This window comes from Rossellomorea oryzaecorticis, assembly GCF_045897515.1.
Classification (GTDB): Bacteria; Bacillota; Bacilli; order Bacillales; family Bacillaceae_B; genus Rossellomorea; species Rossellomorea enclensis.
Genome location: NZ_JBJOSA010000005.1, coordinates 197,845 through 224,253, shown reverse-complemented (window position 1 = coordinate 224,253; position 26,409 = coordinate 197,845). Strand labels below are relative to the sequence as shown.

The 26,409-nt window shown below is 40.8% G+C and carries 25 protein-coding genes; 12 read left to right on the top strand and 13 right to left on the bottom strand.

Translation table 11 applies throughout. The features are described from left to right. Window positions 1-30: 30 nt before the first annotated feature. Window positions 31-948 carry a hypothetical protein gene (locus ACKA06_RS08685; protein ID WP_411159435.1) on the bottom strand — a complete coding sequence of 306 codons (918 nt, stop codon included), beginning with the start codon at window positions 946-948 and terminating at the stop codon, window positions 31-33. 201 nt (window positions 949-1,149) lie between these two features. Here ACKA06_RS08685 and ACKA06_RS08680 point away from each other — a divergent pair, with 201 nt between their 5' ends. After that, complete coding sequence (locus tag ACKA06_RS08680; protein WP_198257676.1) at window positions 1,150-1,779, top strand: YitT family protein; 630 nt, start codon at window positions 1,150-1,152, stop codon at window positions 1,777-1,779. Between the two features lie 18 nt (window positions 1,780-1,797). Here the strand turns inward: ACKA06_RS08680 and ACKA06_RS08675 are convergent, their stop codons facing one another. Together ACKA06_RS08675 and ACKA06_RS08670 are read right to left on the bottom strand one after the other, a co-directional pair. Then, window positions 1,798-2,571, bottom strand: coding sequence for an MBL fold metallo-hydrolase (locus ACKA06_RS08675; RefSeq protein ID WP_411159434.1), 774 nt, complete (start codon window positions 2,569-2,571; stop codon window positions 1,798-1,800). Window positions 2,572-2,703: 132 nt separating this feature from the next. Continuing rightward, window positions 2,704-3,777, bottom strand: a complete 1,074-nt coding sequence (locus tag ACKA06_RS08670; protein WP_411159433.1) for a TDT family transporter — start codon at window positions 3,775-3,777, stop codon at window positions 2,704-2,706. Window positions 3,778-3,948: 171 nt separating this feature from the next. Here ACKA06_RS08670 and ACKA06_RS08665 point away from each other — a divergent pair, with 171 nt between their 5' ends. From ACKA06_RS08665 to ACKA06_RS08640, 6 genes are all read left to right on the top strand, one after another. Then, window positions 3,949-4,242 (top strand): TIGR04104 family putative zinc finger protein, encoded by a 294-nt coding sequence (locus ACKA06_RS08665; RefSeq protein WP_058298499.1) that lies wholly within the window; start codon window positions 3,949-3,951, stop codon window positions 4,240-4,242. Between the two features lie 400 nt (window positions 4,243-4,642). After that, the gene (locus ACKA06_RS08660) at window positions 4,643-5,440 is read left to right on the top strand and encodes an alpha/beta fold hydrolase (protein ID WP_032088662.1); all 798 of its coding nucleotides are present in this window, start codon (window positions 4,643-4,645) and stop codon (window positions 5,438-5,440) included. 404 nt (window positions 5,441-5,844) lie between these two features. Further along, the gene (locus tag ACKA06_RS08655; protein ID WP_058298501.1) at window positions 5,845-6,561 is read left to right on the top strand and encodes a YwaF family protein; all 717 of its coding nucleotides are present in this window, start codon (window positions 5,845-5,847) and stop codon (window positions 6,559-6,561) included. Window positions 6,562-6,665: 104 nt separating this feature from the next. Continuing rightward, complete coding sequence (locus ACKA06_RS08650) at window positions 6,666-7,223, top strand: glycerol-3-phosphate acyltransferase (protein ID WP_052011621.1); 558 nt, start codon at window positions 6,666-6,668, stop codon at window positions 7,221-7,223. A 63-nt stretch (window positions 7,224-7,286) separates the two neighbouring features. Further along, window positions 7,287-8,900: an aminotransferase class V-fold PLP-dependent enzyme gene (locus tag ACKA06_RS08645; protein ID WP_032088661.1), complete on the top strand. Its 1,614-nt coding sequence runs from the start codon at window positions 7,287-7,289 to the stop codon at window positions 8,898-8,900. Further along, entirely contained in the window at window positions 8,901-10,751 is a 1,851-nt protein-coding gene (locus ACKA06_RS08640; protein ID WP_232353650.1) for an LTA synthase family protein, read from the top strand. It begins immediately after the preceding gene. A 580-nt stretch (window positions 10,752-11,331) separates the two neighbouring features. Here the strand turns inward: ACKA06_RS08640 and ACKA06_RS08635 are convergent. From ACKA06_RS08635 to ACKA06_RS08610, 6 genes are all read right to left on the bottom strand, one after another. Next, window positions 11,332-12,591 carry an ATP-binding protein gene (locus ACKA06_RS08635; RefSeq protein ID WP_032088660.1) on the bottom strand — a complete coding sequence of 420 codons (1,260 nt, stop codon included), beginning with the start codon at window positions 12,589-12,591 and terminating at the stop codon, window positions 11,332-11,334. A gap of 138 nt (window positions 12,592-12,729) precedes the next feature. Continuing rightward, window positions 12,730-13,737 (bottom strand): DMT family transporter, encoded by a 1,008-nt coding sequence (locus tag ACKA06_RS08630; protein ID WP_058298504.1) that lies wholly within the window; start codon window positions 13,735-13,737, stop codon window positions 12,730-12,732. Window positions 13,738-13,888: 151 nt separating this feature from the next. Next, window positions 13,889-14,536, bottom strand: coding sequence for a YdcF family protein (locus ACKA06_RS08625; RefSeq protein WP_214874079.1), 648 nt, complete (start codon window positions 14,534-14,536; stop codon window positions 13,889-13,891). Further along, on the bottom strand, window positions 14,533-14,862 hold the full coding sequence (locus ACKA06_RS08620) for an NIPSNAP family protein (protein WP_052011620.1): 330 nt from the start codon (window positions 14,860-14,862) through the stop codon (window positions 14,533-14,535). The genes ACKA06_RS08625 and ACKA06_RS08620 overlap by 4 nt, the downstream gene beginning before the upstream one ends. Window positions 14,863-15,016: 154 nt before the next feature. Next, on the bottom strand, window positions 15,017-15,241 hold the full coding sequence (locus ACKA06_RS08615) for a hypothetical protein (protein ID WP_032088658.1): 225 nt from the start codon (window positions 15,239-15,241) through the stop codon (window positions 15,017-15,019). A 110-nt stretch (window positions 15,242-15,351) separates the two neighbouring features. Then, window positions 15,352-15,825 (bottom strand): DUF2062 domain-containing protein, encoded by a 474-nt coding sequence (locus tag ACKA06_RS08610; RefSeq protein WP_032088657.1) that lies wholly within the window; start codon window positions 15,823-15,825, stop codon window positions 15,352-15,354. A gap of 194 nt (window positions 15,826-16,019) precedes the next feature. Between ACKA06_RS08610 and pssA the strand changes: the two genes are divergently transcribed. Beyond that, entirely contained in the window at window positions 16,020-16,706 is a 687-nt protein-coding gene (pssA, locus tag ACKA06_RS08605) for a CDP-diacylglycerol--serine O-phosphatidyltransferase (RefSeq protein WP_032088656.1), read from the top strand. A gap of 27 nt (window positions 16,707-16,733) precedes the next feature. On the opposite strand, the gene ACKA06_RS08600 is transcribed toward pssA, so the two are convergent. After that, entirely contained in the window at window positions 16,734-17,201 is a 468-nt protein-coding gene (locus ACKA06_RS08600) for a hypothetical protein (protein WP_214874080.1), read from the bottom strand. Window positions 17,202-17,410: 209 nt separating this feature from the next. Here ACKA06_RS08600 and ACKA06_RS08595 point away from each other — a divergent pair, with 209 nt between their 5' ends. The 3 genes from ACKA06_RS08595 (at window position 17,411) to ACKA06_RS08585 (ending at window position 21,008) form a co-directional block, all read left to right on the top strand. Further along, a complete protein-coding gene (locus tag ACKA06_RS08595) occupies window positions 17,411-18,910 on the top strand; it encodes an esterase/lipase family protein (RefSeq protein WP_411159432.1) in 1,500 nt (499 codons plus the stop codon). A 301-nt stretch (window positions 18,911-19,211) separates the two neighbouring features. Further along, window positions 19,212-20,261: a M14 family metallopeptidase gene (locus tag ACKA06_RS08590; protein WP_058298508.1), complete on the top strand. Its 1,050-nt coding sequence runs from the start codon at window positions 19,212-19,214 to the stop codon at window positions 20,259-20,261. Window positions 20,262-20,540: 279 nt separating this feature from the next. Continuing rightward, window positions 20,541-21,008, top strand: coding sequence for an alpha/beta hydrolase (locus ACKA06_RS08585; protein ID WP_318293684.1), 468 nt, complete (start codon window positions 20,541-20,543; stop codon window positions 21,006-21,008). A 175-nt stretch (window positions 21,009-21,183) separates the two neighbouring features. Here the strand turns inward: ACKA06_RS08585 and ACKA06_RS08580 are convergent, their stop codons facing one another. After that, a complete protein-coding gene (locus tag ACKA06_RS08580; protein WP_214874082.1) occupies window positions 21,184-21,600 on the bottom strand; it encodes a universal stress protein in 417 nt (138 codons plus the stop codon). 263 nt (window positions 21,601-21,863) lie between these two features. Between ACKA06_RS08580 and ACKA06_RS08575 the strand changes: the two genes are divergently transcribed. After that, on the top strand, window positions 21,864-23,345 hold the full coding sequence (locus ACKA06_RS08575) for a SulP family inorganic anion transporter (RefSeq protein ID WP_214874083.1): 1,482 nt from the start codon (window positions 21,864-21,866) through the stop codon (window positions 23,343-23,345). Between the two features lie 46 nt (window positions 23,346-23,391). Here the strand turns inward: ACKA06_RS08575 and ACKA06_RS08570 are convergent, their stop codons facing one another. Together ACKA06_RS08570 and ACKA06_RS08565 are read right to left on the bottom strand one after the other, a co-directional pair. Continuing rightward, on the bottom strand, window positions 23,392-25,014 hold the full coding sequence (locus ACKA06_RS08570; protein ID WP_032088650.1) for a M4 family metallopeptidase: 1,623 nt from the start codon (window positions 25,012-25,014) through the stop codon (window positions 23,392-23,394). Window positions 25,015-25,083: 69 nt separating this feature from the next. Further along, a complete protein-coding gene (locus ACKA06_RS08565; RefSeq protein WP_032088649.1) occupies window positions 25,084-26,298 on the bottom strand; it encodes a S8 family peptidase in 1,215 nt (404 codons plus the stop codon). Between the last annotated feature and the right edge of the window lie 111 nt (window positions 26,299-26,409).

The window sequence follows — 26,409 nt, the reverse complement described above, 5'->3', positions numbered from 1 at the left end:
GGACCCGGGTAGAACCCCGGGTTTATTTTTTTATTCAATTTTTTCGTAAGCAGCAAGTGAACGGAGCGTGGAGAGGGTATTAATGCCCCGCCATTCAATTTCAGCTTTTTTCCAGGTCTCTTCGTAATGCCCAAACCAAGACCAGGCAGGCTGCCAATATCCATTTACATGCTGGCTCTTTATTTCATAATCTAATTGAAGAGTGATGTCTTTCTTAAGATGTTCGTAAAAAGGGGAAGAGGGATCAGGAGCTGCATCCAGGGGTTTGGCAACATATTCATTCCATCTTGAGGGGTCTTTGCAGACCGTCTCATGCACCGCCTGTGACAATGCTGAATAGATATACTGTTTCGTCTCTGAATATTTCGAAAGATTGTGAAGCAGCCTGGAGTAGCAAAGGAAATCATGTTTACCTAAGGGCCGGGGCAGCTTCGAAAGTTCTTCGCCGGCCATCTTTGTCCATTTTCCCAATAAGGGTTCTTCCTGCTTGAATAAATGAAAATAACCTATTATCTCCGCATTTGGATTCGCCCATGTCGTCTGTACTCCGCAAAACCCTTTTTCATGATCAAAGTGCCACCACGGGGCATGTGGAACCTCATTGATTTCAGGAGGTACAGCATCCCAAATTATTTTCTGGTCATCATAAACAGATTCGAGGTAACTCAATGCTTTCATAATGACCGGATGATTCTTTCCCAATTGAAGGTCCGCGGCAATCTGCAGTCCCACAGTCGTAGCCATAGGGGACGAAATCTCCAGACGGAAATCCGGTTCCAGACAGTTACCAAAGCCGCCGTCATTATTTTGAAACGAGATCAGCTCGTTTACTACATCTTCTTTGCTCCCATTTTCAAAATGATAATTGAAAAGCTTTTGTTCCAGGGGACGGGCTTGCGAGAATATAAAAGACTTCGCAGCGTCCCAATTGTCCTGGGTGAGCTTCATCTTACATTACCCCCATTTTTTTATGTGCTCTCTACTAATTAGCTTTTTCAATTCAAATCTCCTGCTTAATATGAACATTGCCCTTGGAAGGCTGGAGGATTTTGTCCGCAGTCATAAGCCATGAGCATATTTTCACATTGCACCGTTCCGAAAAGACTACTAAACTAGGATATAGATTGTTAATGAGCAGGAGTTTTAAGAATGAATCATTTGCTGAAGTCAGTCATACTTTTCATTGCATCAGGAATTCAAGGTACTGCAATGGCAGTCTTCCTGTTTCCTCATTTCATCCCTTCAGGGGGCGCAGCGAGCGTCAGTGTTCTGCTGAATTATCTGCTTCACGTACCTTTTTCAATTACTCTCTGGGTATTGAATGCCGGTCTGTTGATTGCTGCCGTCAAATGGCTCGGGAAGTCTAATGCATTATGGACTCTATACTGTGTAACCGTTACATCCATTACTGTTAATTTAATCAGCCCTCATATGAAAGCCCCCTTATCGAATGTGATACCGGATATGGGCATCGGAGCAGTTCTATTCGGGATTGGAATCGGGATCCTCTTCAGAATGGGCGCATCATCGGGCGGAATGGATATACTTGCCCTCATCATTTCAAAACTGAGGGATAGTTCACCCGGCCGCCCGCTCTTCTTCATAAATGGAAGCTTGTTATTATTGACAGGAATCGTCGTGGATCTGAAAGTCATAGTATATGCCCTCATTTGTCAATTCATAGGTACGAAAATACTTGATATCATCTATAAACTTGAATTCAGGCATAGGGTTCCTATGCTGGATTCGCAAAATGAAGGCCCGTCTTCAATGCTGTAAACATTGAGGGACGGGCCTTTAAGAGTTTTCAATGATTGAATGAATCGTGTGCATGGGGGAATTTTCAAATGCCGAGAGATACTGAAAAGCTCTATTTTTGGGCAGCAGCATTTTCCTGATTTCTAATGGTGTCAACCCTTTTTGATAGTGGGTCAGGACTTTCCCCTGAAGGTCCAGCAGATAATCCCGTTTTCTTTCCATTAACCTCCGCCCATTTGGGAGATACCCGCCGTGTGAACAGTAAATTTCCTGAAAGTTATAATTCAATGCTTTATTCAGGGAGTGTATCAATTCAGGGACGGATTCAAATGCAAAATGAGAGGTGGGTGAGTGGTATAAGTATAAGTCCCCCGAGAGGCAGATGCCTTTCTCCTCATCAATGAAAATGACATGATCAACGGAATGACCGGGAGTATGAACAATCTTAAACGTATGCTCCTTTGTATGAAATTCGCTGCTTTCAAATTCCCTTGGTTTAAAGGATTTTCGATTATACCAAAAAGCAGAACGATAAAGAGGAAGTTTGGTATTATTCATGCATTTCAGCACACCTGCTCGATGAATCCATTGCGGAACCTTTATATGCTTTTCAATCCAAGCGCTGTTTCCTGTATGATCCTCATGATGATGGGTATGGATGACATTCCGGATCGGGTGTTCCTTCACGATTTCCCTTACTTGTTTATGTAAACTATATGGACCCGTATCCACCAGTGTATGATCGACGATAGTGATATAAACGTGCATTTTCTGTCCTGGGATTTTCCTAACCAACTTGAATGTGTTTATCAATACGTCATTTCCTTTCTATTACTGACTGCATGGAAAAGGGTTTGATTCCCTCTTTCAGTTGTCTTAAAGGCAAGGCTCTGTGTGCTTTTTTCCTCAACAGAGCCTGCAAAGAGAAGAATGTTCATGTGGTTTTTAAGCAATTCTGGACTTTCTTTTTTGTTCATGCGCTTTTGAGATATAACGGAATGATGTGAACCAAATTGCAGTCTGAATGAACGTTACGGAAATGACCACCCAAATGCCTGCAGCTTCCGCAAAGTTTCGTGCAGATTCTATAAATGGGCCCTGCGGTTCCATCAGCAGTGTAAAAGTGAAGTACATGGCAAAGGTGAAAATTCTGCTCCATTGGGTGACGTGGTATGTCCACATACCTTCACGAAATCCAAACAAACTCACTCGTTTTACTAAACGGGCAATTTCAATCGATTCTACAAGAATGAATATCAGCGTTGCAGCCGTCCACAAAGCTTGTACAAGTATAGAAGGCATAATTCCAGTTGAAACGGACGCAACCCCGGTAATGGAAAGAGCCCCGTGTAAAATGCAGTTTGTATTCTTCCAGTCGTGTACAATTGACCATTTATTAAATATATACCGTTTTAAGATAAACAGCAGGCATATGAAGTAAAAAAGGATGCCTGCCGTAATGAACCAAAAGTAAAAGATGGTGTCTGCTCCTTGATAAACTGAATGAACAAGAAGAACGAGAGACTGTGTACTTACGGTGGATAACAGGATGATACCGTTGACTTCTTGATCTTTATTTTTTATAAAGTATGGGATTATGATTCCAATATAGAACATCCACACAATACTATCAATAGCCAAGATCACTACAGGAACGGTTATCTGGCTGAATTGTTCGTGAATGATGATCCCGCATAACGAGCTGCTCGCAATCCAAGTGCCAATGCCAAATCGATTAAGAGGATTCAGTAAATGCAGCTCTCTGAACTTCCTATTACGGATTGAAGCCAGGATAGATATAATAAAGGACATCCATAGAGAAAGTACAATTCCACTTAGCAGCTTTCCAGTGAACCCTGTAAAGTAATCCATTCCCAGGTAATAATGGAAGACACCTTGCGTAAAAATCCCCAAAGCCATAACAATGGCCAGTGAAGAAGTCTGGATATAAATTCTTTTTTTATAAAAATAAAAAGTAAGGCCTCCTGTTAACAGGAGGATAAAATAAATTTCCGACACAATGACCACCAACATATCAATTTAGAATATAATACAATTTTATCATATACCTCCGTCTGCTGTTTTTACGATTTATGGTAAATGAACAGGTCTCATTGTTTTAGAAGATGGCTCCCGAATTTTTGTGATATGATAGTAATCAGAGAGATGTGATTCATAGGGGGAACTGTTTTGCAAAAATGTAAAGTTTGTAAAAGGAAGTTCGGCTGGAAAGAGCTGCTGATTTCTATTTGGAGTTCATATAAGCCTATTGATTGCGGGGAGTGTGGAAAGAAGCATACGATCAGTTTTGCTTCAAAGTTTTTAGTTTCTTTTTTAATCATTGTACCCGCAGTCTTTTTTGGCCTGCTCATAGCTCCGGATATGGGACTGTCCAAACCCGTAACATTCGGGATGATCGTAATGATGGCTTTCTTCATTTCACTTATACTTCCTTTCTTCGTGAAATATGAAGTGAAATCTTAATTTTAAAATATGTAAGAGGGACTGGGGAAAAAGTGTTTTAGTTAAGTAAAACCCGAACTTATTTGCACAAGACGATGCAAATAAGTTCGGGTTTTTAATTTGATCAAAGTACATTTAGATTTTAGTTGTTTTTAGCGGTTGATTGGAGTGCAAGACGAAACCTCCATTCAATCAGATAAATCATCTATAAGGCTGCCTATTCGGCGGCTTTTCTAATGGATATTTAAAAAATACTGCAATTTTATGACACTCACAGAATAGTCGAATTTACTGCATTTATAGTATATCAATGCAATGGGGATTAAGATACAATAGTACTCATGTTGAATGAAAGATGTATTCTTTCAGTCGTTAACTGTTTTTGTAAACAAGAAATTTACAGGTTTTAAGGAGCGAATTCATGCTGGAATATAAAGTACATCAAGAAGAATTTGAGGAATATGTTATATTCCTTCATGGCATCGGAGGCAATTCGACTGTTTTTGGAAAGCAGCTCAATGAATTTAAAAAACAGTATAATGTCATAACCGTACACCTCCCTGGTCATGGCAAGTCCCCGAGTGTAAAAAGCTATGATGAAAGATTCTCAATTGAATTGAATCTCCGGGAAGTTTTAAAAGTCATGGATCACTTGAATATAGACCGTGCTCATTTTGTTGGTGTATCACTGGGATCCATCTTTATTCATGCCCTGATGCAGCGATATCCCCACCGGGTGAAAAGCGCTGTTTTAGCCGGATGCATCACACGGTTTACACCTTTTGCATCCATACTTTTAAAGTTGGGAGACGGAATAAAATCGCTTATGCCATTTTTATGGCTGTATAGAATATTTGCCTATATTATGATGCCGAAGAATAATCATGCTGTTTCACGTAAGCTTTTCATACGGGAAGCAAAAAAAATGAACAGGGAATGTTTCTTAAGTTGGTACAGATTGACCCCTTTTGTTAAATCTACTTATCAACTTGTCCAGACAAAGGCCCCGCATATTCCGAAGCTGTATATTTCGGGGAGGGAGGATCACTTATTTGTAAAAGCCCTTGAAGAAGATATTCAGGGGGATCCTTCAGCAGAGACAGTCTTTTTGGATGACTGTGGACACGTCTGCAATGTTGAAAAGCCTGCTGATTTTAATAAACATGCATTGGAATTTCTTTCGCGCCAATCTGGATGTCAGCTGAAAAGAGTCCAATAAACCAAAGAGAGGCTGGGACAAAAGTGTCTTAACCTAAGTAAAACCCGAACTAATTTCTGTTATAAACGACAAATTAGTTCGGGTTTTTAATTTGAACAAATGGACATTTAGATTTAGCTCTATCTAGCGGTTGATTGGAGTGCAAGACGAAGACTCCTGCGGGAAGAGTAGCTTATGTGAGACCCCGCAGGCTTGCCGAGGAGGCTCACGGGCTACCCGCGGAAAGCGAAGTCTTGCACGGAAATCATTAGCGGTATTAAGAGACTACACTCAAATTGTTCGTCTTTATGTGGTAGTTTTTTAGTTTTGTCCCAGCCTCTTTCTATTTGTTCCAATGATAGAGTTGATGACTAAAAAAGGAAAATGAGGTTTGTAGAAAGAATATAGAAGAGAGGAGGATTAGAATGAAGGATCTGTTTAATTTCCGCTATAAAGAATTTCCATTTCAAATTTATTCTGCTTCACATATTATTGCCGTCCTTCTGATGATCATTTTCATTGTCCTATTATACAAATATAGAAACAATTTAAGCATGAACGGCAAGAAAGCGATAAGATTGATACTCATAGCAACACTTGCAGCAGGAGAATTATTTTTTCAATTTTGGTATGCGTTGAATGGGTTATGGTCTCCTGCCGTGAATCTGCCGTTTCAATTATGCTCCTTATCAATATATTTGTGTATCATCATGCTGATAACGAGAAATAAATTGATTTTTGAAGTTGCTTTTTTTGCTAGTCTCACAGGTGCATTCATTGCCATGATCACGCCAGAACTATTTTTTGGATATCCGCACATCAGATTTTTTCAGTTTTTTATCGTGCATGCAGCCATCATCCTTTCTTGTTTTTATATGAGGTGGGTTGAAGGTTTCTCGTTGACGGTTCTATCCCCGATAAAGTCATTTCTTGGGTTGAACCTGTTCGCAGCTGCAGCATATGTTCTGAATATGGCCTTTGGAGGGAATTATATGTTCCTTGCTCATAAGCCATACAATCCTAGTCCAATTGACTATTTAGGCGATTACCCTTGGTACTTGTTGTCATTGGAAGCAATCTCCCTGATCCTGTTCTATCTGATGTATCTACCTATCCATCTCAATAAAAATGTAAAAAAATGAAACTTTTTCAAATTATAATCGTCTATTAATTAGGCTCTTTCTGTTTAAAGGCAGAATGGTCTATCGGTTCTGTACTATTTATTAGAAAAGTCAGGTGCAATGCGTTGGAGAATTCAATAATTGGATTTCTAGTGATCTCGGTGGTTTCCTATCTGGCCGGATCCATAACAGGGGCATTCTATATCATTAAATGGCAGACAGGCCAGGATATTAGAAAAATAGGAAGCAAAAACGTAGGTGCAACAAATGCAGGACGCATACTTGGCAAAAAAGGGTTTCTCCTAACCTTGCTCATTGATGCTGCCAAGGTGTTTATTACTTTGTTCCTGGTGAAGGAAGGACTTGCAGGGAGTGATTTTGCACTAATACTCAGTGCGGTATTCCTTTGTATCGGTCATTTATTTCCGATACAGCTCAGGTTTCACGGCGGCAAAGGGGTGGTCGTTTACCTTGCTTCTGCATTATTTTTAGTGCCTTTGACAATCGGAGCTGCCGCGGCAGTCATGGGGGCAGCTTACTTGCTGCTTCATCGTTATAAAACGGCGGGGTTTCTTGCTATGACATCAATCCCCGTAGCGGCTTTTTTGATTGAAGATTCATTCATCCTGCCCAGTGGTCTTCTCTTCTTGTTCATCACAGTGATTCTGTCCCACAATAAATAGATGATTATCCCCTGAATGTTGAAAGAACAAGATTTTTTACATCACCTAAGAGGAGGTACATATATGGGTCATCAATCCTTGCTATATAAAATTGCAGACGATCCAAAAGAACTTCAACAAATCAATCAATTGAATTATCAAACCTTTGTGAATGAAATACCGCAGCATGAGGAGAATGAAGAAAAGCTGCTTGTGGATAAATTTCATGATGAAAATACATACATTATCGCGAAAAACCATGAAGAAATCGTTGGTATGATTGCGGTTCGTGCCAAGCGTCCGTTTTCTCTGGATAATAAGATCCCTAACCTGAATCAATTCATTCCTTCCGGCAGTGAACCTTGTGAAGTTCGTCTTCTTTCGGTAAAGGATGAGTATAGGAGCACAAGAGTATTTTACGGATTATGTAAAAGGCTTGTTCAACTGTGCCTTGAAGAAGGGTATGATCTTGCTTTTATCTCTGGTACAGTCCGTCAGCTTAAATTGTATAAGAGAATCGGCTTTATTCCTTTTGCTTCCCTGGTTGGGGAGGAAGATGCGCGTTTTCAGCCAATGTACATAACAAAGGCGAGTTTTGAGAAATCTACAAAGGCATTTCAAAAACTGATGGAAAACGTTACCCTCAATAATGAAAGGAGTGGAGCCCACTCTTTCCTTCCAGGCCCGGTCCCTCTTCACCCTGCGGTGAAAAGGGCATTGGGGAAGACTCCCATTTCCCACCGAAGTGAAGCTTTTTTGAAAGAAATAGAAGAAATTAAATTTAATTTATGCCGGCTGACCCAAGCCAATCATGCTGAAGTTGTGGTAGGCACCGGTACCCTCACCAATGACATGGCAGCTCAGCAGCTGAAGCGGTTTAAAGGTGATGGTTTGATACTCGCCAACGGGGAGTTTGGCTTCAGGCTGATTGATCACGCAAAAAGAAGCGGATTGTCTTTCAGAACTTTGGAAAAGCAATGGGGAGAGGATGTATCACTTAAAGAAATCGAATCCGCTATGAAAGCCTTCTCGCCTGACTGGATATGGACGGTACATTGCGAAACGTCCACCGGTTATTTATATGATTTGAAGGGGATATTGGCATTATCAAAAAAATTTCATGCAGAATTGTGTGTGGACGCTTGCAGCTCTGTAGGAGTTGTACCGGTAGATTTTAAAGAATGCTATCTTGCGACTTCAGTAAGCGGAAAGGGTTTGGGTTCTTTACCGGGACTTGGTATTATATTTCACAGGGATGCGTTAACGTCCCATCCTTCTATACCGCGATACTTGGATATCGGCTTGTATGCAGAAAATGGGAGCATCCCGTTCACTCATTCCTCCAATCTTATATCTTCGTTAAAAGAAGCAATAAGAAATATCGATTACGTTGCTAATCTCCGTTTAGCCCGTGCTGTCAGAGAAGCAATGGAAAAATGGGATGTACGCATAATGGGGAATCAGGACTATTCACCGGGGGTCATCACCATTGAATTGCCGTATGGGGTATCAAGCAGGGTGGTCGGAGACAAATGTAAGGAAAGAGGAGTACTGCTCAGCTATGAAAGTGGCTATCTCCTAAATATGAATTGGGTACAGCTCGCATTGATGGGATATCAGAATGAGGAAGAAGTAATGAAAGCAATCAATTCAATAAAGGAAATAATTGCTCCTGTAAAGGAAATAGGGTATATATAAATGTCAAAAATGAAACAAATGTATCTTAACCTAAAAAAATTCAAACTGATCGGAATCGTATTAATCCTTCTATGGATAAAAACATTGATTGTCATGCTCGCAGGCTTTAATATTACCCCGCATTCTTTAATGGATATATGCTTGCTTCTCATCAATTCAATAGGTTCTTTAATGATCGTGCTCGGCGTCAGCTTTTATTTCAGAAAAAAAATCCACGCTTTTACATTGTTTCTGATGATGGTGATTATAACAGGGATTTTATATGCAGATTTACTATATTTCCGATTTTATTCTGATTATGTAACCCTGCCGATATTGTTTCAATTTAAAAATGTCGGTGGAATCGGCCCCAGCACATTTGAATTGATGAGTCCATGGGATGTATTGCTTTTTATTGATATTCTTTGGGCTGGATGGTATCTGAAGAAAAAGAGGCGTATGCCTTCCATCAAACCAAGAGAAAAGGCGACTTATTTGTTGGCCGGCACAGCTGTTGTCATGTTGACTATATTACTTGGTTTGATTAAGAGTCCATACCTGTTCGAGGAGGTATATGACCGGGAACAAATGGTCACGGCTATCGGTCCTTTTAATTATCATCTATACGACACAGGGTACGCTTTGGGTGTGAATCTCAATCCGTTAACCGCCTCCAGGAACGACACGAGCTCTCCCCTGAAATATACAAAGTCCAAGGAAAATGAACAGACTGATTTATTTGGTATTGCAAAAGGGAAAAATGTCATTTTGATCAGTATGGAGTCGACCCAGAATTTTGTCATTAATAAGAAAATCGAAGGAGAAGAAATCACTCCCTTTCTTAATTCACTAGTGGATGAGAGCTTCTATTTCAATCAGATATATGATCAAACCGCCCAAGGGAAGACCTCTGATTCGGAGTTCATGATTGATACAGGTCTTTACCCGCTCGCAAGCGGATCTGTGTTTGTGCGTAATCCGGATAATGTATTTAAGGGGATGCCTCACATCCTGAAGGAAAGCGGGGGATATTATTCAGCCGTTTTCCACGGGAATGATGCCACCTTTTGGAATCGGAACAGAATGTATGATTCTCTTGGATACGACCGTTTCTTCTCAAAGAAAGACTATGAGGTGACGGAAGAAAACTCAGTGAATTATGGGATAAAAGATATTCCGTTTTTCGATCAGTCCGTTTCTTACCTTCAGGATCTTCCGAGACCGTTCTATTCACGTTTTATAACTCTGACAAATCACTTCCCGTTTTTATTGGAAGAGAAGGATCAATTTATATCCGAAGCATCAACGAAAGTGGATGTAGTCAATCGATATGTGACGACTGTGCGGTATGAAGATGAAGCGATCAAAGAATTTTTTGGGAAATTGAAGGAAGAGGGCATTTATGAGGATTCAATCTTCGTACTTTATGGTGATCATTATGGCATTTCCGAAAAATATGAGCCTGGTGTCATGGAGCTGCTTGGTATGGAAGATACTACTCTTAATCACGTGCAGCTTCAGCAGGTTCCGCTTATTATTCATATACCCGGTACTGAAGGAAAGACCATCACATCCATAGGCGGGGAAGTTGATATCCGTCCTACCATCCTTCACTTACTGGGAATTGAATCCAGGGAAAATCTTTCATTCGGTCACAACTTGTTTACAAGGGTCAAGAACCATCCCGTCATTTTCAGGGACGGGGGATTCGTTACAGAAAAGTATATATTCAAGGACAATATGTGTTACAGAAGAAAGAACGGGGAAGCAGTTATGGATAATCAGTGTGATTCTTATAAAGAGATCGCCAGAAAAGAATTGGGGATGTCTGACGATATCATTTACGGAGATCTGCTCAGGTTTCTCGAGTAATGTCACTTAGCAAATAGTACACCCGGAAAATGTAATATTTAGTCTAAGTAAAACCCGAACAAATTTGCAGGAAATGAGGCAAATTTGTTCGGGTTTAATTCGTTCATTGTACATCTATGGGTTAGCTTATTCAGCGGTTGATTGGAGTGCAAGACGAAGACTCCTGCGGGAAAAGTAGCTTATAAGAAAAGCGGAAGGGCTTCGTTAAGAGGCGGTTGGCATAAGGCGAATCGGCCACGAAGGCGCTCTTTGCCTTCTTGGTCGGTTTGACTTATGACATGTGCCTCTAAGCCCTGCAGCTGGACAGCTAGAAAAGCGGAGGCGGCTCGTTCAGAGATGACAAGCATAAGACAGGGCATCCGGAAAGGCGGGTTTTGCCTTTTTGGATGGCATGGCTTATGTCTCGAGTCTCTAGCCGCCGGAGCTGGACAAGTGAGACCCCGGAGGCGAAGCCGAGGAGGCTTACGGGCTACCCGCGGAAAGCGAAGTCTTGCACGGAAATCATTAGCGTTGTTTAGAGCCTACTCTGAAATGTTCGACTTTAGAGGTGGGATCTTAAGAATTGTCCCATCCTCTTCTTCTATTTACTTTTTTGATTTGCCAATGGCAGGGAGATATTTACTTTTGTCCCTCTGCCGGGTTCACTTTCGTATTCAATCATACCGTGCATCTCACGGATGATTTTATTTGTGACCATGCTGCCGAGTCCGGTACCTTTGGTCTTGGTTGTATAAAAGGGGAGCCCAATTTTATTTAGTTCCTCGTGACTCATTCCTTTTCCGTCATCCGTTATCGTCACTACGATTTTATTGGATGCAGGGATTTCCTTTGTTTCAATCATTACTTCTCCTTGACCATCTATCGCTTCAATCCCATTCTTTATGACGTTCATGATTGCCTGTTTTAAATACTGTTCATCTCCTTTGATGAAATGTTGTCCTGATGTACTGTAGAAAATCGAAACATTCGAATAAGAGGCAAAAGGTCTTAATAGTTCGACACAATCATGAAGGACTTTATCTGCATTCAGTAAGGAAAGTTCGAATTTTCCAGGTCTTGATACGTTTAGATAATCTGTGATGATCTTATTGGTACGATCCAGTTCATCAAGAATCAAAGGTGAATATTTCTTGAACTGTTTGTCATTCGTATCCTCGGCCAGGTGTTGAATGAAACCTCTTACGGTCGCCAGCGGATTTCTAATTTCGTGAGCAATGGATGCAGCCATCTGACCTGCCATATTTAACTTATCGAGGTACATCATTTCTTCAATTTGTTTATTCGTACGGATTAAATATTCAATAATAAAGACGATTGAAATAAATGTAAGATAAAAAACACCAAAGTAAATGAAATAAAATCCGGTATGTAAAAAAGGAACGAAAATGAAAATATTAATAAAATAAACAATCATATAGATGAAAAAAATGACGGTGCTCGTAAAGAATGTTGAACCTGATGATAGAAACAGTTTCCGGAAAGCGAGCGCGACCAAATATGCCAGAATGGAAACAACCAAACCAGTAGACACAAAAGGACCGCCGATTATAGATCTGAAGATCAGCACGAGCAAAAGAACCAAAGAACCAGAAATCCATCCAGCGTATAGAGTTACTACCAAAATAGCAATCATTCTTAAGTCAAAATGGGTTTTACCCAGTGTCTCGATGGGATAGAGCATACATAGAAACGCTCCGAATGCACCGATGAGTCCGTATGTTATTTTATGCTTTAAAAACAGCATCTGCTTTACCTTGAAAGGAAAAAATATATTAGCGTTGTATGTCAATGATAACAGAATTGTGATATTGACTAATAATGTCTTAATAAGTGTGATCAAATGTAAGCCTCCGTAAGGTAGTAACCATAATGTTATCGTAAACCTACATAAGATACCAAATCTTGTACAATATTACAAGTAAAAAAGTACCTTTATCGCAGTCTGGAAATCAATAGGCAAGGTACTAAGGACACGAAATCACTTTTGGAAAGGCAGACTCTGACGCGTATCATCACTTCCTGCAGCTTCATTCATGCTCCTGAGTTTACCCATACCTGCCTGGTTCAAGCTGTGAAGGACCATCCCGATGACTATGACTCCAATTCCGAAGAGTGCAGAGGCTGCAGGGAGGGGGGCTGAGAAAATCAAAATCTCCCCGGCCATGACGAATAAAACCTGCGTCGATTGAGTGGCTTCGACGGAAGCAAGCTTACCATGATGATTCCGGACCATGTCGGTTGCAATGAAGAATAAAATGGTGGCAACGATACCTGAACTGATTGCTACGATAAGGGATTGGAGGACTTGGCTGGAAGATGGGAGTCCTGCATCGATAAATCCTGCAGACGCTATAAGCAGCCAGATGGGTACAGTGGCAATCGTCATGCCGAATACACGTTGAAAAGTATCCAATCTCCCATCCACTACTTCCATCATTTTTCTGTTACCAAGAGGATAACAGAATGCCGCTATAACAACTGGAATGATGCCGCTCATTATCATATTTACAGACATTCCTTCTGCATTCGGAATTTGGATGAGAATCACCCCGCACAAGATGAATAGGGAAATGAAAAGTGAACGGAATGGTATTTTTTGACGCACTTTTACTGCTCCCGAATTAGTTATGACCTCTTTCATGAATAACGGGCCAAGCAGAGTCCCGGCGACAATGGTAAGCTGCCACGTTCCTGCTACAAGCCATCCAGGGCCATAAGCTGCCGCATAAGTAATCGGTGCATAGAATAACACGAATCCGACAAAGCTCCATAGTAACCAAGGGAGGGGATTCTTCCACATTTCCGAAAGCACTTGCTTCATGTTTCTTCTTACCATTACGATCAGGACAAGAAAGGGTACCATGAACAAAAATCTCAGCGATGAGCTCCAAAGCCAGCTTCCGCCTGAAAGTTCCATAGACCTGTTTAATATAAACGTTACAGCGAAGAACATAGAAGCCATTATTCCCAACATCATTTCTTTCAACCTGATCACCCATTTCATACAGTTATTGTCTAATATATTAAACATTAACAATAAAATAGTATACTATTTTCTGAAAATGATGATAAATTCTCATTGGCTAAATAAGGGAATAAAAATAGTCCGGTTTGTCTGCCGGACTGTGATCTTTCATTTACAATTTTTCAGTTGGAGGGATGAGGTGGCCAAGTTGACCGTAGTGGACGATCCTTTGATATTCGCCCCAGACTCTTTTCTTTCCCAGATCTGAGTTCATCCAATTGTGGCGGCTCACTGTAGTATTTTTATAGATTGTATCGAATGAAAAGGGGATGTATTCCATCGTCTCCGGAAAGTGCTTCTGCAGCGTCCTGATCTGCCGCCCGGCCGCGTGACTTTTGCATATTACCAGCAGGGAAGTGATTTTTTTAAAATCAATAAGGTCTTTCGCATATAATACATTTTCTAATGAATTCGAAGATTGGTCTTCAAAGATAATATTCTCTTCAGGAATCCCCGCTTTTACCAAATAAGAGATAATGATGGAAGCCTCTGTTTCTGCTGAAGCCGATCGGCCAGACCAGTCAGGGTGAGACTCTCCCGTGAGACTTCTGCCGCCCGTCACTATGACCTTTGGTGCAAGGTTCAGGTTGTACGCCTCGATTGCTTTCTCCCAATGGCCTGGATGTGTTCCCGCAAATACAAAAATTGCATCACAGGATTTAATCTTTTCAATCTTTCCGAAAGTAAGTTCTGTTATGTAATCAATTTGTTCTGGACTGAGCTGAGGCATATCAATTTCTTTCTGAATGATCGGTTTCATTGTCTTCCTCCTAAAAAATGATAGTTTCCGGTCATATACCAGAATTCCTGGGAAGTGGATAGATATAATGAGCCAAGTTCCGATTTTCTGTTTTGTGCTTGTTTATGCAATTTTGTTTTTTTGATCTTTTTTTCGATATTGATGTATTGAAGCTTATCTTTATATTCCCATATTGCCGTAATTTGCGTTTTGTCTTCATTGATCCATCTTCCAATGAGTTTTGCGCCGAAACGAAGTTGATTGGGAAGCAAAAATTCGTAGAAAAATGAATTGAATGTTTCTAAAACATCAGGTTTGATGCAATATGTTCGTACTCGATATACCATAATATTCCTCCTTTTCTTTATTGTACGTGTTTGTTCACGTTTGTTCAAGTATTATTTCTTTTTTTTCTCCTGTTTTTGCGTTGTATCTATAGATGAAATTGATTTAAATCAAAAAAATAAACCCGCTGATTTCAGCAGGTTTATTAATACTAGCTTATAATACTTTACTATCCTTCTCAGGTTCGTTAAGTGTCATTTGCTTGAGTTCCAGTTTCATTTTTTCGGTTTCAATTACAAAATTTTCATGCTTCAATTGCTCCAGTTTTAATTGATCTTCAATCATCTTTTGTTTAGTCCTTGACTGTTTTTGAATATGGTCTGTGAAAATTGCAATGATAGGTATGGAGAAAATCATGATAACTGCTATCGTCCCAGTCATTTTTTTGCCTCCTTGTTACATTGGAATCTCGTTCATAAATCATACTTAATAGTAAAATTATAACAAAAACAGGGGGACTAGTACAGACTGCAGCAAAATTAAAGTATGGATCAAACATTCCATTTTTTATGGACAAATGTCAATAGACTGTGCCGGTGTCTGGAGATAAGTGCATGTACAACTTTATAAACGATCACTCCAAAAAAAATGACATTGACCACCATGCCAATAATAAATGCCTTACCAATTTCAACTGCAGAATGATGGACTGAATATACGGCATTAGTAACTGTATTTGCATGGGTGACTTCCACAGGGATTAACAGGTTCCCGACAAGATAATTAATATAAAAGCACAAGGGGAATGCCCAGATCAGAAAAACACCCCCGACTAATCCTGCGTACGCGTTTCCTTTGAATATTTTAGCGATTAATGTTGATAATACGGGACCGATTCCAAACGAAGGCACAAAATTGACCATTAATCCCAAGGTGAAGCCAAGGGATATTTTATGTGAGTTATCTTTTATTCTTAATAGCTTCAGAGTCAGACACTTTAAAGTTCTGGCATATTTTTTAAACATGTTTCACCAACTATATACATAATCTACTGAGAATCTTATTATGAATGAGTGTAAATGTAAACGTTTTTTTATAGGATGTACTTTATCATATGAAAAAGTACGTACATTTGGGAACGAATTTTATATATATTCCTTCATCATCGTCAAAAAAATGGTATTCTATAAGTATGTTTAGCACAGACTGGAGAAGACAAATGAAATTGACAAAGAAAATACCTAATGCCTTGACACTTGGAAACTTATACTGCGGATTCTTATCAATCGGCTTTGCTGCAAATGGGCAATTCAAGAATGCTGCAGTACTGATCATTATTGGAATGATGCTGGACAGTATGGATGGCAGATTAGCCAGGATGCTCGATGCTGACAGCACCCTTGGAAAGGAACTGGACTCACTCGCGGATATCGTTACTTTCGGTGTAGCGCCGTCTTTCCTTGTTTACTATACTTCGTTTTACCAATTCGGCCTGCTGGGATTTTTTGTTGCAGGTCTGCTGCCCTTGTTCGGAGCTTATCGTTTGGCGCGCTTCAATACCAGTCCGCCCAAGTCATCCCTGCATTATTTTATCGGGGTGCCGATTACAGCAGCTGGCGGAATTTTGGCCATTCTGACCTTATTCGGAGACCGTATCCCTAATATAGTGACATCTGTCATTTTTACGGCGATGTGTTTTCTGATGGTAAGCAGGATCCGAATCCCAAGTTTCAAAGAAATACCGCTTCCGAAATACGGGACAATCGTTACAGTATTCATTGGCGCACTATTGTATGTCATATATAAAGGTACATATGAACAATTCCCTTACTTGATTTATATTGCTGCTCCACTTTATTTCGCTTACTTGGCGTGGCGTTTCATTAAAAGGGGGAAAAACGAGTGAAAAACGTTGGACATTCCAACGTTTTTTTTATTGCCCTTCATCAACAAATATTTTTTCCTGCCAATTATGGTAGAAATAAATGATGAATGAAATACCGAAAATCACCAGGAGATACTGCCATGGTGTTATGTTTTTATAGTTTGCTATCCCCATGAGGTCCAGCAGGGGAAGAGCTGCGTAACACATGAATGCATCCATGATGAAATTGGTCGCTATAAATTTTGGGAAACTGTGATATGTGAATCGGAAGATCCAAAACGTCCCTACTGCAAATACGCCATAGGCAAAGCTCACATCAATCATATACCCCCATGGAACGATGTATTCATGAATCACCCACCAATCATAGGTATAGGCGATTTGAAAGACAATGGTCATTAGTAAACAAGTAAAAATGGTGACAGGCATAAATCTCCTGATCGTATCAGGTTTGGCAAAGAAAAGGGTCAACCAGGGTAAAAGAAACCCGATAAAAAGAATGATCCTCATTGTCATAAAAAAACTCCCATTCCATTTGATACTATTTATTCTTGCGTTTGAAGTGAAGAGTATACATGAAAAATGTTACACAAATACGTATAGCGAAAAACAGATGAACGAATGGGACATAGTTCATTTCTATCAAGTTAAGATGCCCCGTAATATGAAAAGCTGTCCGCCGATATAATTTACAGGTTTCATAATTATGGAAATGGGGAGATGTTATGGTAAAGAAACTGGGATTTCTTATTGTTGCTCTTGTATTTATGTTTCCAACTTTAAGAATGGCCGGGGATTTCGGAAAAGATGATCCCTCAGGTGTTCCCGGTCAGTGGTATGTGGGTACGACTCCTTCATACTCTTCACCGTCTAAGTATCCGGTATTATTCGTTCACGGGCTGAATTCTTCCTCCAATACATGGTGGGATGAAAATGATATGTATAATACTGCCTATCAGAATGGTTATGAAACAGCCTTTATCGATCTTTATCCAACTAAAACAATGTGGGACAATGGAGCACTTCTGGCGGGGAAAATACGCGATATCTATCAATATTTCGGAGAAAAAGTTGTCATTGTGGCACATAGTAAAGGCGGTGTAGATACGCAATCTGCCCTTGTTCATTACGGTGCTTATCCATATGTTGCACGTGTAATCACACTATCTTCACCGCATAATGGCTCAGAGCTCGCCGACCTCGCATACAGCAGCTGGGCTGGGTGGCTTGCAGGGATCCTCGGAAGTAAAAATGATGCAACATACTCTCTCCAAACAGGGTATATGAACTACTTCCGGGAACTAACGGATACCCATACTAATGTTGGCAGGGTACCTTTTTATACTGTCGCAGGCACTAAGTGGGGGAGTTTTGGCAGTTCACTTTACTGGGGAGGACTGTACCTCAGCTCATATGGAAGTAATGATGGTGCGGTGACCGTGAACAGTTCACGTCTGCCTTATGCATCCCATCTGGGAACCGGTTCATGGAACCATTCACAAATAAAAGAAGGTTCCGCTACATTCAATTTATTTAATGGCTACTTAAATGAAAGCATACCTTCAGGTGCTGATTTAGACGCAGTACAAAAATTGAAAGTTACTGAAAAGGAGACGGCATCTTCATACATCAGGGGAGGAGAATATACTGGATCTAAACAAGAACCCATAACAGTAGAAGACGGTACAAATTCAATAACGATCGACTGGATCAGCAATCACAAAGATTCGATCCTGACTCTGGAAGACCCTGATGGGGATGACACATATTTTTCAAAATCAACATCAACATCAGAAGCAGATGGTGTTTTTGAAGGAGGTTATCACCACAGTCTAACGATTCCATTTCCTAAAGCAGGCGAGTGGAAAGTACATGCCCGATCCCCCAAAAAAGAGGCTTATTTAATGAACGTCATATACGATAGTGAATTTAATGACTCAGTGGATGTCCAAATAAGCTCAAATTCAATAAAATTGAAAGGAAAAAACAGTAAAGTCAAGTTCAAAACCGAAATTTCAATTGAATACTATAAAAATGGGAAACTGAAAAAAAGTAAACTAAAAATGAAAGATCAAACTTTCAAACTTCCTGAGCTTGGAGAAGGGGTATACAATCTAACAGTAGATGTAAATGGCAACAAAAATAATGAGAAATTTAAGAGGACAATTCTAACATCAATATATGTTGATGAAAAAGGGCAAATGTATTCTCAATACCAATACTAATTAACCCGAATCAATTTGAATCACGAGATTCAAATTGATTCGGGTTTTACTTTTAACCTGAAACAGTTCACCCCCAGTTCAACAAGATCCCCACGTTAAAAAACGGCCCGCTTATCAAGTCCATTGGTTTCTGGCACAACGAATCAGTTTGAGGTAATTTTCTACATCATTTTTAGTCAATATTCACCATTCGGACTTACGTAACCAGGTTCATTTGTTTCATCTTTCCGGATAGTAAAGGGTTTCATACTCTATGAATCAAATATGTTAAAAGATCGATAAAATAAAAAGGGGGAAAACAATGAATAAGAAATGGATTAAATGTACAGTATCTGGTTTATTGATCGCTTCCGGAATCTCAATGACAGTACCTACTTCTCCTGTTTCGGCAGATGGACCCTTCTATAATGGTAATGAAACCATCAAGAATGAACGTCTGCACAGTTATGAAGAAATGGTAAAGCTGCTTGAACGTCTTGATGCTAAGTCAGAAGCCCTTTCACTGGAAGTTTACGGTCAATCCGTAAAAGGCAGGGACTTATATCTGGCGAAGTTCGGAAATAACGAGAGTAACCCCACGGTATTATACTTGACCCAGCAGCATGGCAATGAAACTTTAACAACCGAAGGTGCCCTTAAATTCATTCAACACCTCACTTCCAATTCCAAGGAAGTAAAAGAAATGTTGGAGAATGTAAACATCCTGGTTGCTCCCCGTTTAAATGTGGATGGGGCCGAGGGTGACGTTAACTTTTCTTTAGACGATTATGTCTCAGGTACGCATACTCGATATAATGCAAATGAAGTGGACCTGAACCGTGATCACGTAGCTCGCCAACAGCCTGAGACACGCGCGCTGCATGAAAATGTCCTGCAAAAATATTCACCAGATTATATGATTGACCTCCATCACCAAGGAGCAGAGACTACTTTAGGGGATACTGATGAACTGGTATCCGGATCTATTTTATACCCAACAAATGAAGAAGTAGACCCTGAAGTCGTTAGAAAATCCAAGCAGCTCGGGGCAGTATTATATGATACTGTCGAAAGCAGAGGTTTTGGCACGCTATCTAAATATATTGGCGGTTCTGCCCAGACCATTTCAAGAAATGGTCTGGCAGTCGAGTACGGAATTGCAACGCTGCTTTTTGAAATGAGGGGAATGGCAGATCATTACAGGGATGATTACGTACTTGGTCAGAAGAGTAATGGATATTTGATCAAACAAGCAGTCATCGGAATGGAGGCCACAGCTAAAGCCATTGCAGATGGTTCCATTAATGAAGCAGATACTTCTTTCTGGGATACTTTGCCTGAAAGTTCCTATAATCACAGTGAACATGAATAAAAGAAAAAAGAGCGGCACCGTGGGGCCGCTCTTTTTTCTTTTATCAGTTACATATTATCAAAAATGTTTAGATCGTACATGGTAAACTATTCGTATGTTCAGTAGAAGGAGGTTAAAGAATGTACGAGAATTTTGAAGTGGAAATCACACCTCTTAAGAGAAAAAGACAGATACGTATATACCTGCCCAATACATACGGGGAAGACGTGACAAGACGCTATCCGGTGTTATATGCATGACGGACAGAACCTATATAAGGATTCAGATGCGGGGTATGGTATGTCCTGGAGAATAGGGGATTATCTTGACCAAAGTGATTTAGATGTGATTGTAGTTGGAATCGACTGTAATGAAGGATTAAAGAGGTTAGATGAGTATGGACCATGGAAAAGTAATGAAATGAGCGATGTGTTCTCTGCAGAGCGGCAGTCAATCGGGGGAGAAGGAAAGGAGTATGTCGAATTTATCGTTCATGAATTAAAGTCTATGATCGATGAAATGTATCGTACTTTGCCGGGAGAAACTAGTATGGCAGGCAGTTCGATGGGCGGACTTATTTCTACATATGCAGCTTGCGTGCACCCCCATGCTTTTAAAAGGGTGGCTTCCATCTCATCTGCATATTGGTTCAATCAGAAGGAGATTGAAGAACTGATAAAAGAGAGTGACTTATCCAATATTGAACGGTTTTATATGGATATCGGAACAAAAGAAAATACTGAGAGCATGACGATCTTACATACATAAATTCAAGCAGAGATATTTATAATTTACTTCATGATAAAGTGCAGGATTGTCGATTTGATATTGTAGAATGTGCTGCTCATAACGAGGTGGCATGGAGAGAACGGGTTCCGGTGATATTTGATTATTTATACAAAGGATGAAAAAAGCTTGAGGGAGGACCCCCTCAAGCTTTTTTCTATTTCACAATCATGACGGGACATTTTGCCCGTTTTGCCACTTTATGGCTGACACTCCCGAGCACCATTTCCTGCAGGGTGTTGAGGCCGCGGCTTCCAATTATCAGCGCATCATACACATTCCTGTTTGCGAATTCAACGATCGCAGGCCCTGGTTCTCCGTGCAAAATTATTGTTTCGTACTTCACTTCCGCATGTTTCGCTTTTTGTTCAATCATTTGAAGTTTGTATTTTCTTTTGTCTGAGACGTCCCTGCCCCAGTGCTGAAGTACATCATCTTTTGATTGTTTGGCATCTATCACATAAACGATATGAAGTTCTGCACCGCTTTCTAATGAAGCAAGTGAAACTGCTTTATCAGCTGCCCTGATGGAATGCTCGGAACCGTCGGTAGCAAGCAATATTTTTTTGAACATAGAACCCCCCCTTAATAGACGAATTTCTGAATATATTCTATTTTACACCTATTTTCACAGTATAATTGTATCTTTTTTTATATAATTTTAAAACATATAGAAAATGAAAGAGAAACGTAAAAAATGAAAGATAATCATTTATGATTCCGCTTACATCAGAAGTTCACAAATGGATATATCCGTTATATAATGTGCCTTGTGTAAAACGGCCCCGACTTTCATGAGAGTTGAAAGTCACGACAAAAAAACATAAGAGGTGCATTATGAATTTATCTTCAAAAATTAAATATGAATGGTTTGGAAACATCCGCGGAGACATCCTGGCAGGTATGGTCGTAGCGATGGCATTGATCCCTGAAGCAATAGCATTTTCGATCATCGCCGGTGTCGATCCAATGGTCGGGCTGTACGCCTCATTCTGTATTGCAGTTGTCATTGCGTTTGTAGGTGGACGTCCAGGAATGATTTCTGCTGCGACAGGAGCGACCGCATTATTGATGACAACTTTGGTAGCTGAGCATGGGTTGAAATATTTGCTTGCTGCTACAATCCTGACAGGGGTGATTCAAATTCTCATGGGGGTCCTTAAATTAGGGCGTTTAATGAAATTTGTTCCACGTTCAGTCATGATTGGCTTCGTCAACGCACTGGCCATCCTGATTTTCACTGCGCAATTACCGCATTTTGCAGGAGAAGAATGGATTATGTACGCTATGGTGGCTGCTGCTCTTGCCATTATTTATATATTGCCGCATTTTACGAAAGCAGTTCCTTCACCGCTTGTAGCAATCATCGCTGTTACAATATTTTCTGTCCTGGCTGGCACCGGGGTTAGAACAGTCGGAGATATGGGTGAATTGACTCAAACATTGCCAGTATTCTTAATCCCTGATATTCCATTTACCTTTGAGACGCTGCAAATAATTTTTCCTTATTCTTTATCGATTGCGATTGTGGGATTGGTCGAGTCATTACTGACTGCTTCGATTGTCGATGACATGACCGACACTTCTAGTGATAAGAATAAAGAAGCGAAGGGACAGGGTATGGCCAATATCGTTTCAGGTTTTTTCGGCGGAATGGCAGGCTGTGCAATGATCGGACAATCAGTCATCAATGTTAAATCCGGCGGAAGGGGCAGACTATCTGCTTTTGTTGCAGGGACATTTTTGATGATCCTAATCCTGCTTTTGAATGATTTCCTTGTTCAGATTCCAATGGCTGCACTTGTAGGTGTCATGATCATGGTATCGATCGGGACGTTCGACTGGGGATCAGTCATGAACCTGCATAAAACACCGATTACCGATACAATTGTTATGCTGGCTACTGTCATTACAGTACTGTTAACGCATGATTTATCAAAGGGAGTACTGGTAGGAATCATTTTAAGTGCTATATTCTTTGCTTCTAAGATTTCAAAAGTGGAGATTACAACTATGGCATCTGAACAAACCCATAAGAAAGTATACCGGGTGTCTGGACAACTATTCTTTGCATCCGTGACAGATTTCGTTGAAAGCTTCGATTTTACTGAAGATGTAAAGGAAGTGACTTTGGATCTGACAAATGCACATCTTTGGGATGATTCAGCGGTAGGTGCAATTGATAAAATCGTGTTAAAATACCACCAGAATGGTGTTAGGGTCAATTTGACAGGGCTTAACTCAGAAAGTAATAAATTAATGGATAAACTGGCAGTTCATAATAAGCCGGGTGGTCTTGATAAGGTTGTAAATCATTAATAACAGAAAACCAGCAGAGAAGAATCTCTGCTGGTATTTTTTATGTTTAATAGATTCCGACTGCATCAAAGGAAAGGTTCACTGCATTCACCTCTGCCGAACCGCTTCCATAGAGGTCCGATGCCGCCTGTACAGCTGCCGCTCTTGCCTGAGTGAAAGTAGAGGAAGAAGTGAGGTATACAGTATTCATGCGGTAATAGATGTCACCAAGCTTCTCTCGTCCGATGCCCGGTACGGTTATACCGTAGAACGTACCGCCTTCGCTTAATAGATAAGCTTGCTTGTTGATGATCCCAGAGTTGATGTGAACGCCGCCGTTATCCTGAGTTCCAGTGTAACGGACGGAGTAATGGTCAGGGTCACCGTATTTGCTCGGATCGCTCATGGATCTGAGGGCATCACCGCTTGAATCTGGAGTGTAAATATCTTCACCGATTTCGTAATCAGGATCTTCACCTTTTTCAAATTCCACAAGGGTTCCAAAGATATCCGAAATCGCTTCGTTTAAAGCACCAGACTCGTTTTGATAGACCAAGTCGGAAGAATAATCTGTAACGGCATGAGTCAACTCATGGGCGACGACGTCGATCCCGCCTGAAAGCGGTGCGAAAGTGCTGCCGTCCCCGTCCCCGTAAACCATTTGAGAACCATTCCAGAATGCATTATTGTAGCCACTGCTGTAATGCACGGAAGATACCAGTTGAGCTCCATTATCATCGTAGGAATCACGATTGTAATTTTCTTTATAATAATCGTAAGTTTGCCCGGCGAAAAAATGTGCATCAACCGCTGCTGCATCATAAGAGTCGTTGTATACATTATCACTGTCACTCCATAATGAACCAGGGAGGAAGAATTGAGGGAAGAAAGTCATATTATCCATATCGTATGTGTATATTCCGCCGCCGCGGGTGTTGTCCTGAAGATAATAAGTGCTTCCGGCCAGCGTAGTATTAAGATTCCTTGTGTTTCCAAGTACGCCTGTACCGGTCCCTGTTGCATTCGTACCGCTCACTTCGTGCATATCATTATATTTGTTGAGGATTTCCCCTGTATAGGCATCAATGAAATAGTTCCAGTTCCCCGGCTCTGGCTGGAGGAAATTCAAGTTAATGAAGTATGCGAACTTGGCAGAATCATCTTCTGTATAAACAACCAGTTCAGGAGTTGCTTCTTTTTCAAGTTTGGGTTCGATGTTCAAATCCTTTTTAGCGATTTTCAGGGCTTTAGTGGAGTTTATTTTTTTTGCTGCCTTCAAGTTCTTCTTATCCAGGTTGGCTGCCACAGCCCCCGAGAATGCTTTGATGACTCCTCTTTCATCTACAAGAGCCGATTGGGTTGAGCCCCAAACGGGTACACCTTTGAACATCTGTTGAAAGCGGACGACAGTATTGCCGAGCCCGTCCTTTTTAACAGATAATACTTTGAATTGTTCTTTCGCACCTTTATCAGTCAACTTGAACGTTTGTTTGTTATTATTCAGGTAAGAAAGTACGATGGCTTCCGCCTTTCCCTTGGACGGAGCGTTCAGTGAACCTGATACAAACTCGGGTGTCCCTGACTCAGCATTCCATTGCACCGATGCCTGCGGAGCGGCAGAAGCACTCCCTGCAGCGAATAACCCCGTCAATAAACCTACTGATAAACCAACACCTGCTAATTTCCTCATTTGTTCTCCTCCTGTTTTTAAAACAAGCTCCCTCCGGGCCGGAGAGGCACGGGGGAGCTTGTTGATAGATTAATATCTTACAGCATCATATGAGTTGATGCGCCCATGTTCAAAATAAGATCCTGTGCCGCTGATCGGATCGGCAGTCTGCTCGATTGCCTGACGGATCTGTACGTTGCTGCGTCCTTGTGAAGCAAGCAATCCGGCAAGTCCTGCTACGTGCGGGGAAGCCATTGATGTACCAGACATATATGCGTAACCATTATTAGGTACGGTTGAAGCAATGTCTACACCCGGTGCAGTGACGTCCACCCATGTCCCATAATTAGAGAAAGATGCTTTTCGGTCATAGCTGTCAACTGCACCAACGGCGATGACATTAGCATAGGATGCCGGCTCAAATGTAGTCGAAACTCCATCGTTCCCTGCAGCCGCTACTATGACACTTCCTTTATTCCATGCATAATTGACTGCGCTTTCCAAAGTCGGAGTTGAACAATCGCAGCCTAATGACATGTTGATTACTTCTGCGCCCTGGTCTGCAGCGTAACGGATACCATCGGCGATGTCCGCTAAAGAACCACTTCCATTTGCATCGAGTACTCGGACTGCCAGGATTTTAGTATTTGGCGACATTCCTGCGACACCAGTTCCGTTATTTGTTTCTGCAGCAGCAGTACCTGCTACGTGAGTACCATGTCCATTTAAGTCCATCGGGTAATAATCGTTATCAACAAAATCATATCCGCGTATCGTTTTGCCATCGAGGTCAGGGTGATTGTAATCAACACCAGTATCTAGTACTGCAATTTCCTGACCGCTGCTTCCGCGGGTATAATCCCATGCATAATTGGTGTAAGTATTTTGAGGTCCGTATTGATAGCCTTGGTAATAGGTGTCATTTGGTGTCCATGTTGCAGACAATTTGTAGTTAGGTTCGGCATATTCCACGTTCGGATTATTATTCAGAGCTTTGACAACTGCTTCTACATTGCCGACTTTAAGGACTTTAAAAGGTGATTCAACTGCATCTTTGTCCTCAACCTCAGAGGCTTTCATACTTTTAAGTACATTGCCTTTGGCCGATTTCGATGCAGAATCTTTAAATTTAACAATTACTTCACCCTTCACATATTCACTTTTATCAAGGCTTTTATTTACGGTGTTATTTTTTGAAGCGAGATCCAAAGAGGTAGAATCCTTCGCAAATGCACTTCCTCCGAAACTAGGGAAGATGGCGAGGGATGCAGCTAATGATAATGCAGCGATCTTTTTGAATTTCATGCACGTATTCCTCCATTTTCTTTTTTTAGAGTAAGACAGTTCCATAACGACAAATTGATTTAATCGTAATTCCTTACCGTTTCCCCCTTTCAATCAATCTGGAGATGCTTG